Genomic DNA, 12,909 nt, shown 5'->3' with positions numbered 1-12,909 from the left:
CAGTGATTAAAAAAGAAGCTAAAAATGGATTGATATCCTTAGAAATTTCTTCAGTTACATCAACAAGATTATTGAATAAGTCGTTTAAAGCATCAAAGAAATTAACCTTAAACCTAGAGAATTGAGACTTATGAGGAACCTTGAGAAATCCACAAAATTGACGCATTTCAGATGAAATATTAAGTAATGAAATCAATAGATCGATAGAAGGAAGAGATAAAATATTTTTAAGAATAAAGGCGTTAATCATAGACTCTAAAGAGAAATTTCTTTTTCTACCAAAATGAGAATAATATTTTTGGTAAAAAGAAAATGGAATAAAATCACTAATATTAATGAATTGGTCTAACAAACCAAGTAAATTGTTTTGATTTTTATTGTAAAACTTATCAAATTCAGTAGAAATATCAGTAAAGTTTAATTGTTTAGCTGAAACTGGCATAGGATTCTCCTTTCTATTTGTTTTGAGTTATACACATCTTAGTACTGTATATATACCCAAAATGGGGGGATCCTAGCCATTTCAATATAAATAAATGTAGTAAATATGCGAGTTGTAGGGTTCTGCAACGAGCTATTTGTATTAAATATTAGGGGGAAATGTGATGACGAAGGATAATTTTTTGAAAGGAGCAGCTATTCTTGGAATTGCTGGTGCTATAGTTAAAATTCTTGGGGCCTTTTATAGAATACCCCTTAACAATATACTTGGAAGCGAAGGGATAGGATATTATCAAACTGCTTATCCTCTTTATGTACTACTGTTAACTATATCAACTGCAGGGTTCCCTGTAGCTGTAGCAAAGTTGGTTTCAGAAAAAAGGGCCATAGAGGATTATAGGGGGGCTCATAAGGTATTTAAGGTAGCATTTTTAGGACTATTGATAGCTGGAGCACTTACTTCTTTATTTGTTTTTATTAATGCAAAAAACATTGTCGAATCCTTAGGGAATGAAGATGCTTATTATGCACTTATAGCATTGGTACCAGCTCTATTTTTCGTGCCTATTATGGCAGCTTTCAGAGGATATTTTCAAGGAAGACAGACTATGACGCCAACTGCACTATCTCAGATTGTGGAGCAGCTTTTTAGGGTTACCGCAGGGTTATTGGTGACATATTATTTATTAGATAGAGGGTTGCCCATAGCAGCAGGAGGAGCATCTTTTGGAGGCTCTATAGGGGCTATAACAGGCGCCATAACAATGATATTCATCTATATATTTAAAAGACGAGACATTGGAGAGGAAATAAAAAGCAGTTTAGAGGTAGAAGAAGAATCGGTAAATAAAATAATAAAGGATTTACTGGTTATAGCTATTCCCATAACTATAGGGGCAGCTATCGTTCCCATAATGAACTCTATCGATACATTGTTGGTGTTTAAGCGATTGAATAGCATAGGATTCACTAAGGAGGAAGCCAATGCTCTATATGGTCAGCTTACAGGGCATGCTCAAACTTTAATCAATTTGCCCTTAATTTTTTCCACAGCTTTAGCGATATCTTTAGTTCCAGCCATAGCTACTGCTAATATGAAGAAAAACTATAAATCAATTAGAAATATTACTGCTTCAGGCATAAGAATTACCTTGTTAATTGGTTTGCCAGCTGCTTTGGGATTGTTTATCCTTGCAAAACCTATTATTGGATTATTATATTTTAAATTAAACCAGGGGGAAATAATTAGTACTGGAGAAATATTATCCATACTTTCCTTTGGGGTTATATTTTTGACTTTAGTTCAATCCTTAACAGCTATATTGCAAGGATTAGGAAGACCATTAGTACCTGTAGTCAATTTAGCTATAGGTGCTGCAGTTAAAGTGTTTTTAACCTATACCTTAACAGGCATTAGAACCATAAATGTAAAAGGAGCAGCCGTATCTACTGTAACTGCCTATTTGATTGCTGCAATCCTTGACTTAATGGCTGTTCGGAAGTATACTAGATTAAAATTGAGTTTTAGAGAAATGTTTTTAAGGCCCTTGGTATCATCTATAGGGATGGCATTAGTTGCAAAATTAGTTCATGCTAGCTTAATGAATATTGTTGGAGATAAATTATCTACTATACTGGCTATAATTCTTGCAGCAATAACTTATTTTGTACTTCTTATAATTACCGGATCTTTAACCTATGAAGATTTTAGCCTATTGCCGAAGGGAGACAGAATTGCTAAGAAACTTTTGGAGCTTAATATATTAAAAAATAAAAAAGAGAAATAAAGGAGTAATGAAAATGGGAAAGATATACATCTTAGGCTTAGGACCAGGAGATATAGATTCTTTAACTTTAGGCGTAGTAAAAAGAATTAATAGTGGAGATAGAAATTTTTTAAGAACGGAAAACCATCCTACAGTGAAATATTTTAAAGATAATAATATTGACTATGAATCCTATGATTATGTCTATGAAAGGGAAGAAGAATTTATTAAGGTTTATAAGCATATTGTTAATGATCTAATTAACAAAGCTAAGACCTATAAGGTTATTAATTATTTAGTTCCAGGGAACCCTATGGTGGCAGAGAAGACGGTGGAACTTTTGTTGGAAAAAGAAGGCAAGGGTTTAGATATAGAATTAGTAACAGGAGTTAGCTTTATAGAGCCAATGGTTGAATTAGTCAAAAATGACCCTATTAATGGGCTTAAAATAGTGGATGGAACAATATTTAATGTAAATGATATAGATATAAATATTGATTATATTATAACTCAAGTGTATAATAGGAGAGTCGCCTCCGATATAAAGCTTATACTCTCTGAGGTATATGGGGATGAGTATGAAATTTATGTTATCAATAGGGCTGGAATAAAGGAGGAAGAAAAACTTCATAAGATTCCTGTTTATCAATTGGATAGAATTGATAGAATAGACTCTTTAACTAGTATATATATTCCCAAAGTGGACAAAATAATTAAAAAAATATATGATATTGCCGATATAATAGATACAATGAAATTATTAAGAAGTGAAAAAGGTTGCCCTTGGGATAAGAAACAGACCCACCAATCCATAAGGGAATCGGTCATTGAGGAAGCTTATGAAGTAGTAGATGCAATTGATAATGAAGATATAGATGGACTTATCGAAGAATTAGGGGATCTACTTTTTCAGATAATTTTTCATTGTGAAATAGCCTCAGAGGAAGGGCGATTCAACCTTTACCATATTACTACTGAACTTAATAAAAAATTAATTTATCGACATCCTCATGTTTTTAATGAAAAAAAAGTAGAAAAATCTGATGAAGTAGTATATAATTGGAATAAACTGAAGTATGAGGAAAGGGGAATTTTAACTTATACCGATATTCTAAAGGATACACCCAAACTTCCTTCTCTAATGAGAAGTTATAAAGTCCAAGAAAGGGCAGGGCAAGTAGGATTTGATTGGAGTAGTGTAGATGGAGCTTTAGACAAGGTAAAGGAAGAATATTATGAGGTTATAGAATCTATAAATGCTATTGAAGGTGGTGATGTGGGGAAAGTAGAAGAAGAGTTAGGAGATTTATTATTTGCCGTAGTCAATGTATGCAGATTTTTAAATGTAAACCCTGAAATTGCATTAAACAGGACAGTAAATAAATTTATTGACAGATTTGAGATTATGGAAGTAAAAAGTAGAAAAATGGGTAAAAAGTTAGAAGAAATGACTTTGGAAGAAATGGATATACTATGGAATGAAGCTAAACTACATAAACTTTAGCAATCTAATAAAAAATATAGTATTAGAAGAAGGATTTTTAAAATCAATATAGAATAACTTAATAAGGTAAGATTAAGTTTAGGATAAGAGGAGGAATTAATTATGAATAAAGCTGAATTAGTTGCTAGCATAGCAGAAAAAAGTAATTTGACTAAAAAAGATGCAGAAAGTGCATTAAATGCTTTCATGGAAGTAGTAGAAGAAACTTTAGCTAGTGGTGATAAGGTACAATTAGTTGGATTTGGAACCTTTGAAGTAAGAGATAGGAAAGCAAGAGAAGGCAGAAATCCAAGAAATCCAGAAGAAGTAATCCAAATACCAGCTTCAAAGGCTCCTGTATTTAAGGCAGGAAAAGGATTAAAAGAAGCTGTAAATAAGTAAAAAATCAGGTCTTAGACCTGATTTTTTTTGTAATAAGGAGGGAATTATATGAGAATTGACAAATACTTAAAAAACTCTAGGATAATTAAAAGGAGAACTGTAGCCAAAGAAGCTTGCGAACAGGGAAGGGTTTATATAAACGAGAAACTGGCAAAACCAGGAGATGAGGTTAAGGTAGGAGATACAGTTCAGGTTAACTTTGGCACTGGTTCTATAAAGGTTCAGGTGTTGAAGGTAAGCGATAATGTAAAGAAAGATGAGGCGATGGAATTATATAAAACTATAGATTAAAGGCTTTGTTCTAAAAGCCTTTTTCTTTTCATAAATATTAGTAAAGAATAGAGTAGGAGGGATTGGGTTGACTGATATAAAGGGAAGCTTTAAAAATCAAAATATCTTAGTTGAAGATAGGAACAAAGTTACTATTACAGGAGTAGAACAAGTGGAAAGTTTTAATGATAATACCATTATACTTAAAACCATTAAAGGAAGTATGATTATAAAAGGAGAGGAACTTAATGTAGGGAAGTTAAACCTAGATGATGGAAATATAAAAATAGATGGAATTATCAATGGCATAAACTATATGGATAAAGATTTATCTCAAAGAGGAAGTATTATTGGGAAAATTTTTAAATAGTATAAGGAGACAAATATGGAGACCACTATTAAGATTCAACTTTATATATTCTTAACCTCCATATATGGTGGTTTGATATCTGGACTAGCTTATGATATATATAGGGTTAATAGATTATATTTTAAACCTAGAAAAATAGTTACTATACTAGAAGATTTGTTATTTTGGATAGGGATATCATTTATATTTTTTTATATAATAAATAAAAGCAATTGGGGAAGTATGAGGGGATATATTTTCATTGGATTTTTTTTTAGGAGGATTTATCTATTTAAAGATATTGAGCAAAATACTATTCCCATTATGGGTAAAATTATTTAATGGAATCATAACTATAATCAATAATATTCTTAAAGTTATTAAACTACCCTTTAGACAGATCAAAAGTTTACTATCTCCTAAAATGAAAAGAATAAATAGAATAAGAAAAATACCAAGGGAAGCTATAGGTGAAATAAAAAGATATAAAAAAATTATTTCTAATAAAAAATAGAGGATTTTTAAAAAGGATGTAGAATATACATAAGTAGGTGGTGGTAGTATGAAAAGAAAAGGAAGGAGAAAGTCAGGCTTTAGATTAAAACATTTAATAATCTTATTTCTAATATTTTGGCTTAGTAAAACATTAATCAACCAAAGCATGATGATCAAAGATTTAAATAGTAAAAGGATTAAAGAAGAAAAAGAAGTAGCTCAATTGGAAAAGGATATAGAAGAGTTAAACGAAGAAATTAATAACAAGGACTCTTTAACCTTCGTTGAAAAGGTTGCTAGGGAAGACCTAAGAATGGTAAGACCTAGGGAAATAATCTATATTGATAAAAATAAGGATAAAAGTCTATTTCAGTTCTTTAGGAAGTAGAATTCATTGACAATAATGATTTTCTAATATATACTAAAGTAAGAATATATTTTATAAGGAGGAATTGTTTATTTATGCCCATAACTGTTGGAAAAGTAGTTGAGGGCAGAGTCACAGGTATTACAAATTTTGGTGCCTTTGTGCAATTACCCCAAGGGGAAAGTGGATTGGTGCATATATCTGAAATATCTGATGACTATGTTGAAAAGGTAGCCGACTACTTGAAAAAAGACCAAAAAGTTAAAGTAAAAGTCTTGTCAATCTCTGAAGATGGAAAAATAAGCCTATCCATTAGACAAGCCAAACCTAAAACAAACAATCCCATTGAAATCGATTGGAACAAAACTGATGAAAAACAAAAGCATATGTCTTTTGAAGATAAGCTGTCTAAATTTTTAAAGGATAGTAATGAAAAACAAGATCAGTTAAAGATGAGAGAAGGTAGGAGAGGATTTGGACAAAGATATAGGGGGCGAAGCATGGACTTATAAAACCGGATTAATCCGGTTTTTTATTTTTTTAACTTAATCTTATATTAATATTGGATATTATTAGGTTGAATCTTTGATAACTATGCTATGTAGAAGATTTCAAACAAAAATATACATTATATGTATTTATTTTTTCTTATGGATTTAAATTGGTATTTTAGCTAGGATAAGCCTTATTATTCCCTTTCTTTAGATTAGAAAATAATAGAATATATAAATCTATTATGTCAGAAATTTCTTGTGTTTCTGCAAGAAGTATTGACAAAATATTTTCCTCCTTCCTGGTAATATGTATTCAAAAGAATATAGGGGGAATAAAAATGCTAAAGACAGAATATATTTCAACCAAAGAAAAAAGGCGAGATAGGACTATTGATTTCAATTGGGACTATATATTACCTGTTATTTTAGCTTTTTTCATTAGCAGGGCTAGTATAATGGATAAATTAACGCCCTTTGGTTTAACTTTTATGACTGCTTATATTTTATCTGGACGGTCAAATATTTTTATTGTGGTTTCAACATTATTGGGAACACTTTCTTTCCATGGATTGAAAGGGATAGATTATATAGTTGTAGTAGTTGCGGCCTGGATTCTATTTAATCGGTTTAAATCCATAAAAGCCCTTTCTTCCATAAAATCATCCCTTGTAACTGGAAGTATCTTTATACTTATTAAATCCATATCTTTATTTATATTAAATAATGTTTTTATTTATGATTTATTTATTGTTATTTTTGAAGGATTAGTAGTATTCACGCTAACTTATATATTTTTATATAGTCTTTCCGTAGAATCAATAGGCAAAACCTATACCAGTGAAAGGGCTATTTGTGCCTTTATCACTTTAGCTTTAGTACTTTCAGGTTTTCACAGCCTCACCATATTTGGTGCTTCTATAAAAAATATTATTAGCATATTGTTTATTCTGTTTTTTGGGTATACTGAGGGGGCTTTTATAGGAAGTACCATGGGATTGATTCTAGGGATGATTTCTTATATATCCCAACCAGAGATGCCTTTCCTACTTGCCATATACGGATTAGCAGGTTTATTGGCAGGAGTTTTTAAAGATCTAGGCAAGGTAGGATCTATTTTAGGTTTTTTATTAGGGAATGGAATCGTATCTTTCTATATTAATGGTTATGGAATAAGCTTCCTCCATCTAAAAGAATTGGTCTTAGCTACTATTCTTTTTAGCATTCTATATAAGCCCTTGGACTACTATTTATCAGGGCATATAGATTTTATAACAAGAAGGTCTAAGGAAAGAAACTATTCCTATAAAAAAGACGAGATGACTGTAAAAAGGTTGAATGAAATATCTCAAGTATTTAGAGAGTTAGGAGAGACTTTTAAATCTTCAGTAGAGGAGAACAATATCCAAGACGTAAAAGAGGTTTATGAATTGATTGATGATGTAGCTAATTCCATATGTTCTAATTGTGGAATGAAAAAATTTTGCTGGGAGGAAGGTTTCTACACTACTTATCATTCTATGTTTAAAGCAATAAGCCTATTAGAAGAGAAGATACCTTTGAAAGATGAGAATTTACCCCAGCTGATTAAAGATTATTGCATTAATAAAAGTGAAATAAAGAAAGAAATACAAAATCATTTTGATAAATTTAAGAACAACAATATGTGGAAAGGTAAGATAATTGAAAATAGAATACTAGTATCTGATCAATTAGAAGGCATAGCAAAAATAATGGAGGATATGGCCAAAGATATATATATCAATCCTATATTTAAAGAAGATATGGAGGAGATGGTATTAACCAATTTGATAAATAATAAGGTAAACGTAAAAGATGTTGTTGTAGCGGAATTGGAAGATAACAAAATTGAAATATATGTAGAAGTAGATAAACCATATAAAAAGGAAAATAGTCAAGAAAATATTAGAAGAATAGTTTCTGATACCATGGGAGTTCCGTTAAAGGGGGAGTTCAATATCGGTCAATCCAAGAAAGAAAGGCAAAGATTCAAATTAATAAGAAGCAATCGATATAACGCCTTAACAGAAGTAGTTTCAAAAACTAATTACTATAACGGAATATCCGGTGATAGCTATACCTTCGGAGAAGGAGAAAATAGTTATTTTGCAGCCCTTAGTGATGGGATGGGGGTAGGGAGAAAGGCTAATAATGAAAGTAGTATAGCAATAAATTTGTTTGAAAAGTTTTTAGAGGCTAAATTTGATAATGAATTAGCTTTAAAGACTATCAATTCTATACTTATGTTAAAATCCAATGATGAAGTATTTACAACCTTCGATATATCTTTAATTGATCTATATTCAGGGAAGTTACAAATAGTTAAAACAGGAGCGCCAGCCACCTTTATTAGAAGGAAAGATAGGGTAGATATTATCAATTGCCAATCCTTGCCGGTTGGAATTCTAAAAGATGTTGATATCAATGTTTATGAGGAATATTTACAGGATGGAGATATTATTATTATGATGTCTGATGGTATATTAGAAGCAAATAAAGCCATGGATAATTTGGAAAGATGGATGAAAGATGTAATTGCTAACATAAACAGCTTAAACCCAAAAAGAATTGCCGATGAAATAATGGATGCAGTAAAAGAAGTAAGTGGCGGTAAGGTTAAAGATGATATGACTTTATTGGTGACAAAGGTTTGGAAAACGGTATAAAGAATAAGTTGGTATATATTTTATAAAATTGTCAATAATCCCAAGTAAAAATTCAAAGGAGGAAGAATATGTTAAATCAAATTATTGTTATATCCGATGGTCAATCCAATGTGGGACCAGAACCGTCTGGCATTGCAGAATTAGCTCTAAATAAGAATGTAAAGGTAAATACTATAGGGATTATTGACAGTGGCAGGAATAAGGATTCCATATTAGAACTGGAAAATATAGCAGAAAAAGGTGGAGGATTATGTGAGTTAACTAGTTTAGACAACCTTTCCGAAACACTGAGTAGAGTTACTATAAATTCTGTCTATAGTTCTATAGAGGAAGTGGTAAGTAATGAATTAAAAGAATTAATGGACCTAGATTTATATGAGATAAGCCCTAATGATAGAAATAAGATCATAAATATGATAGACAAAATAGGAAATGAAGTTACTTTAAAATGTCTAATCCTATTGGATACAAGTGGTAGCATGAAGAACAAGATAGCTGTAGCTAGAAAAAGTGTTTTAGAATTGCTAATTTTTTTAAAGGAGAGAAAAGGGGAAAATCATATAGGGTTTATGACCTTTCCAGGTAAAACTGGCCATTACCAATTATTATGTGACTTTACTACGGATATAGATGAATTGAAAGAGGAAATTGAAAATATAGATATAGGTGGAACTACCCCTACAGGGCATGCTCTTGAGGGCGCAATAAAAGTATTTTTTAAAGAGGAGGAAGAATATTCAATAAATCAATACATAATTTAGGTGGTCTAATGATAATAAGTGGAAAGTGGAATGGAAGGGAATATAAACTTTTAAATTTAATAGGTTCAGGAAGCTTTGGAAGAGTATATAGGGTAATAGACGAGGAAGGAAACATAAAAGCCATTAAGATATCAGAGGATTTATTTTCCATAACTAATGAATATAATGCAATGGTAAGACTCAATGGATTATCCTTTATACCAAGGGCCTATGATTTTGACGATTGGCATATTAGAGGGCAAATATACCATTTTATTGTAATGGATTATATTCAAGGGAAAAATTTAAAGGAAGTAGGCAGTTCTAATGAAATTAGTTCAAAAACGGTATTTAAAATAGGGAAAATTCTTATAAATATTTTAGAGAGAATTAATGGGCTAGGATATAGATATACGGATATTAAATTGGAGAATATACTAATAGATGTGAAAGGTAAAATTTACTTTGTAGATTTTGGCAGCCTAACGGAAGAAGGCATGCCTACTAAAGAATATACTCCTAGCTATAATATAAATTCTTGGAAGACAGAGTATAATGCTAATTATGAAAGGAGTATATTATTTAGTGTAACCATGGTTATGGTATCTCTAATAGGGCAGAAGGAATATAATCCATTGGTATTTAATTTAGAACAGGTTATAGATCGGATAGATAAATTCCCTTTGAAGAGAAAAGAAAAACAATTTTTAGCTGATGGATTAAGAGGTAAGTTTTTTAATTTAAGTCAATATATAGACTCCTTAGTTTTATTATTAAAGGATGAAAAGAATTGTAATAGTTTAAACAAAATTGACTATATACTGATAGCCAGTATAGTCAGTTTTGTTTTTGTTATTATTTTAGGGGTAAAATCTATTTTAAGTTAATAGTAATATTATGTATAATATATATAGGTGATTTAAATGAAGGATAAAGTTTTAAGAACTATAGAAGAATATGATTTGATTGAAGAAAATGATAATATAGTAATTGGCCTTTCCGGTGGGCCAGATTCTATGGCGTTACTCTATGTCCTATTGGATTTAAGGAAGGAAATAGACTTTAATATTATTATTGCCCACGTAAACCATGGTGTAAGGGGGGAAGAAGCATTAGCAGATGAATGGTTTGTAGAAAATTTGGCTAAAGAGTTAAATTTACCTTATTATTCAACTAGGGTTAATATGGACCAATATGCAAAAGAAAGAAGGATCTCCTCTGAAGAAGCAGGAAGGGCTTTACGTTATGGATTTTTTAGAAAAATACTAAATAAAATTGGTGGAGGAAAAATTGCCGTAGCCCACAATAAGAATGATCAAGCTGAAACTTTGTTGATGAGATTTTTTAGGGGAACGGGCATAGATGGATTAAAAGGGATGGAATATAGGAATGGAGATATAATAAGGCCAATTCTGGGTATAGAAAGAGAGGAGATAGAAAAATACTTATTAGATAATAATTTTGAGACCAGACTTGATAAGACTAATTTAGAGCCAATATATAATAGAAATAGGATTAGACTGGAGCTAATACCTTATATTGAAAAATATTTTAACCCAAATATTATTGATACCCTTTGGAGAACATCTAATATTTTATCCATTGATAGTAGATTTTTAGAAAAATATTCTGAAGAAACTTATATCAAATTAGTGAAAAAAAAAGAAAATAATAGTATAATTCTAAATGGAAGCCTATTTTTAAAAGAGGATAGAAGTATTCAACAGAGAATTATAAGAAATTGCTTTCTAGATTTAAATGGAAGTTTACAAGGATTCACCTATAGGCATATATTAGATACATTGACCTTATTCTTGGAAAGGGGGACAGGGAAAAGCATCAATTTAAGCAATAATATCGTAGCTAAGACAAGCTATGATGATTTTATTATTGAGAAGAAAAAGGATATAGCGCATAGGGATTTTTTATTTAAAATAAATCATGAGGGTTATACATATATAGATGAACTTCAATTAGGGCTAAATATAAAAGTATTACCAATTAAAGATATAAAAATAAATACTAAAGATAGATTTGTAAAATACTTTGATTATGATAAAATATTAGGCGGTCTATATATTAGAAATAGAAGAGACGGAGATCGTTTCGTGCCTTATGGAATGAAAGGTAGCAAAAAAATAAAGGATTATTTTATAGATGAAAAGATCCCTAAAGAAAAAAGGGATAGAATCCCACTAATAACCGATGAAGAAAAGATTTTATGGGTAGTTGGTTATAGAACTAGTGATTTATTTAAGATAACAGATAATACAAAAAAAGTATTAATGATTAAATTGATGAAGTAATGCTAGATTTAAGGAGGAAAAAAGATGGAGGATATTATAAAAGAAATACTACTGACTGAAGAAGAAATAGAAGCAAAAGTAAAAGAACTAGCCAGACAGATAACTGAAGATTATAGAGGTAAAAACCTAATGTTAGTGGGTATATTAAAAGGAGCAGTAATATTTATGGCTGAACTAGCTAAGAATATTGATATGCCTATTTTGATGGATTTTATGGCAGTATCTAGTTATGGGAAATCTTCTACTTCAACAGGAGTAGTTAGGATAATTAAAGATTTAGATTGCAGTATAGAGGATAAAGATATATTAATTGTGGAAGATATAATAGATACAGGTCTTACACTATCATATTTGACCGATAATTTGAAAAAAAGAGGGGCTAAAAGCGTAAAGATTGTAACCCTTTTAGATAAACCTGATAGGAGAAAAGCTGATGTCCCTGTAGATTATAGAGGTTTTTCAATTCCCGATGAGTTTGTAGTAGGTTATGGTCTTGATTATGCTGAACAATATAGAAATTTACCATTTGTGGCAGCGTTAAAGGAGGAAGTCTATAGTTAGATGAAGCAGGTAGATAATGTGTCAATAGTCAATGAAAATGTCACATAAGAACATAGAAATTTATTCAGTGAAAATGTCACTTTTAATGATAAAAAAAATATATAACCGCATTTATTCCACGGTCCTATTGACATGGGGCCCCTGACCCCTCTGGACACCAAATTTTGCCGGAAATAGTCCTTAAAATGCAGGTATTTCCGCCGCAAAATTATACCAGAGGGGTCCTCCCCATATCAATAGGCTTTCGCGGCATAAACGCTTATAAATTTGGCTTTAATAAACCATATTTATATAAAAAGGTATGACAAATAAGCCCTTGAAAAAGGACTAAAAAAAGATATAATATTTTTAAGAGATTTTATCTCTTAAACCCATGCTCTTGTTGAGTTAAATAAGCCGTTTAATATTTCTTGGATTTCGGCATCTGTCTCTTTACGCAAGAGAACTTCCTCATACAAGGGTGTGGGTTTTTTATCAACTGATTGCCTCCAAGGATGATTTTTTGATGGTCTAGGTTTGTTCTTTTGTCGTCTTTCTGATAATGTTGAAAC

Annotated in this window: 15 protein-coding genes and 1 pseudogene; 14 read left to right on the top strand and 2 right to left on the bottom strand. The window is 30.8% G+C overall.

Translation table 11 applies throughout. The annotated features are described in order from the left end of the window. The coding region (locus CUL_RS19210; protein WP_035143335.1) for a transposase at positions 1–442 on the bottom strand (442 nt) is incomplete at its 3' end. 163 nt (positions 443–605) lie between these two features. Between CUL_RS19210 and CUL_RS0114865 the strand changes: the two genes are divergently transcribed. From CUL_RS0114865 to hpt, 14 genes are all read left to right on the top strand, one after another. Next, a complete protein-coding gene (locus CUL_RS0114865) occupies positions 606–2,228 on the top strand; it encodes a putative polysaccharide biosynthesis protein (protein ID WP_035143334.1) in 1,623 nt (540 codons plus the stop codon). Positions 2,229–2,241: 13 nt separating this feature from the next. Next, a complete protein-coding gene (gene yabN / locus CUL_RS0114860; RefSeq protein WP_025642476.1) occupies positions 2,242–3,711 on the top strand; it encodes a bifunctional methyltransferase/pyrophosphohydrolase YabN in 1,470 nt (489 codons plus the stop codon). A gap of 102 nt (positions 3,712–3,813) precedes the next feature. Beyond that, positions 3,814–4,092 carry a non-specific DNA-binding protein Hbs gene (locus tag CUL_RS0114855; protein WP_005587621.1) on the top strand — a complete coding sequence of 93 codons (279 nt, stop codon included), beginning with the start codon at positions 3,814–3,816 and terminating at the stop codon, positions 4,090–4,092. 48 nt (positions 4,093–4,140) lie between these two features. Further along, the gene (locus CUL_RS0114850; protein ID WP_005587620.1) at positions 4,141–4,383 is read left to right on the top strand and encodes an RNA-binding S4 domain-containing protein; all 243 of its coding nucleotides are present in this window, start codon (positions 4,141–4,143) and stop codon (positions 4,381–4,383) included. 67 nt (positions 4,384–4,450) lie between these two features. After that, entirely contained in the window at positions 4,451–4,732 is a 282-nt protein-coding gene (yabP, locus tag CUL_RS0114845; protein ID WP_005587619.1) for a sporulation protein YabP, read from the top strand. 15 nt (positions 4,733–4,747) lie between these two features. After that, the gene (gene yabQ, locus CUL_RS20250) at positions 4,748–5,053 is read left to right on the top strand and encodes a spore cortex biosynthesis protein YabQ (protein ID WP_025642473.1); all 306 of its coding nucleotides are present in this window, start codon (positions 4,748–4,750) and stop codon (positions 5,051–5,053) included. Further along, a complete protein-coding gene (locus CUL_RS19205; protein WP_162147645.1) occupies positions 4,974–5,225 on the top strand; it encodes a hypothetical protein in 252 nt (83 codons plus the stop codon). Before yabQ ends, CUL_RS19205 begins: the two co-directional genes overlap by 80 nt. A 48-nt stretch (positions 5,226–5,273) precedes the next feature. After that, complete coding sequence (locus CUL_RS0114830; RefSeq protein WP_005587616.1) at positions 5,274–5,594, top strand: FtsB family cell division protein; 321 nt, start codon at positions 5,274–5,276, stop codon at positions 5,592–5,594. Between the two features lie 74 nt (positions 5,595–5,668). Continuing rightward, on the top strand, positions 5,669–6,085 hold the full coding sequence (locus CUL_RS0114825; protein ID WP_025642470.1) for a S1 RNA-binding domain-containing protein: 417 nt from the start codon (positions 5,669–5,671) through the stop codon (positions 6,083–6,085). A gap of 320 nt (positions 6,086–6,405) precedes the next feature. Beyond that, complete coding sequence (spoIIE, locus tag CUL_RS0114815) at positions 6,406–8,751, top strand: stage II sporulation protein E (protein ID WP_005587612.1); 2,346 nt, start codon at positions 6,406–6,408, stop codon at positions 8,749–8,751. A 68-nt stretch (positions 8,752–8,819) separates the two neighbouring features. Continuing rightward, positions 8,820–9,512, top strand: coding sequence for a vWA domain-containing protein (locus CUL_RS0114810; RefSeq protein WP_025642468.1), 693 nt, complete (start codon positions 8,820–8,822; stop codon positions 9,510–9,512). Between the two features lie 8 nt (positions 9,513–9,520). Next, positions 9,521–10,378 (top strand): protein kinase domain-containing protein, encoded by an 858-nt coding sequence (locus CUL_RS0114805; protein WP_005587609.1) that lies wholly within the window; start codon positions 9,521–9,523, stop codon positions 10,376–10,378. 36 nt (positions 10,379–10,414) lie between these two features. Next, a complete protein-coding gene (tilS, locus tag CUL_RS0114800; protein ID WP_005587608.1) occupies positions 10,415–11,797 on the top strand; it encodes a tRNA lysidine(34) synthetase TilS in 1,383 nt (460 codons plus the stop codon). Positions 11,798–11,821: 24 nt separating this feature from the next. Next, complete coding sequence (hpt, locus tag CUL_RS0114795) at positions 11,822–12,358, top strand: hypoxanthine phosphoribosyltransferase (protein ID WP_005587607.1); 537 nt, start codon at positions 11,822–11,824, stop codon at positions 12,356–12,358. A gap of 365 nt (positions 12,359–12,723) precedes the next feature. Here the strand turns inward: hpt and CUL_RS19800 are convergent. Continuing rightward, positions 12,724–12,909 (bottom strand): annotated as a pseudogene (locus tag CUL_RS19800) (ISNCY family transposase); the annotation flags it as partial.

Source organism: [Clostridium] ultunense DSM 10521, assembly GCF_000511955.1.
In the GTDB taxonomy this organism is placed as follows: Bacteria; Bacillota; Clostridia; order Tissierellales; family Tepidimicrobiaceae; genus Schnuerera; species Schnuerera ultunensis.
This window is presented reverse-complemented; position numbering and strand designations above follow the sequence as displayed.

Coding starts and splice junctions, on each gene's coding strand:
- CUL_RS0114865 (WP_035143334.1), top strand. CDS start 606: ATGACGAAGGATAATTTTTTGAAAGGAGCAGCTATTCTTGGAATTGCT.
- yabN (WP_025642476.1), top strand. CDS start 2,242: ATGGGAAAGATATACATCTTAGGCTTAGGACCAGGAGATATAGATTCT.
- CUL_RS0114855 (WP_005587621.1), top strand. CDS start 3,814: ATGAATAAAGCTGAATTAGTTGCTAGCATAGCAGAAAAAAGTAATTTG.
- CUL_RS0114850 (WP_005587620.1), top strand. CDS start 4,141: ATGAGAATTGACAAATACTTAAAAAACTCTAGGATAATTAAAAGGAGA.
- yabQ (WP_025642473.1), top strand. CDS start 4,748: ATGGAGACCACTATTAAGATTCAACTTTATATATTCTTAACCTCCATA.
- CUL_RS0114830 (WP_005587616.1), top strand. CDS start 5,274: ATGAAAAGAAAAGGAAGGAGAAAGTCAGGCTTTAGATTAAAACATTTA.
- CUL_RS0114825 (WP_025642470.1), top strand. CDS start 5,669: ATGCCCATAACTGTTGGAAAAGTAGTTGAGGGCAGAGTCACAGGTATT.
- spoIIE (WP_005587612.1), top strand. CDS start 6,406: ATGCTAAAGACAGAATATATTTCAACCAAAGAAAAAAGGCGAGATAGG.
- CUL_RS0114810 (WP_025642468.1), top strand. CDS start 8,820: ATGTTAAATCAAATTATTGTTATATCCGATGGTCAATCCAATGTGGGA.
- CUL_RS0114805 (WP_005587609.1), top strand. CDS start 9,521: ATGATAATAAGTGGAAAGTGGAATGGAAGGGAATATAAACTTTTAAAT.
- tilS (WP_005587608.1), top strand. CDS start 10,415: ATGAAGGATAAAGTTTTAAGAACTATAGAAGAATATGATTTGATTGAA.
- hpt (WP_005587607.1), top strand. CDS start 11,822: ATGGAGGATATTATAAAAGAAATACTACTGACTGAAGAAGAAATAGAA.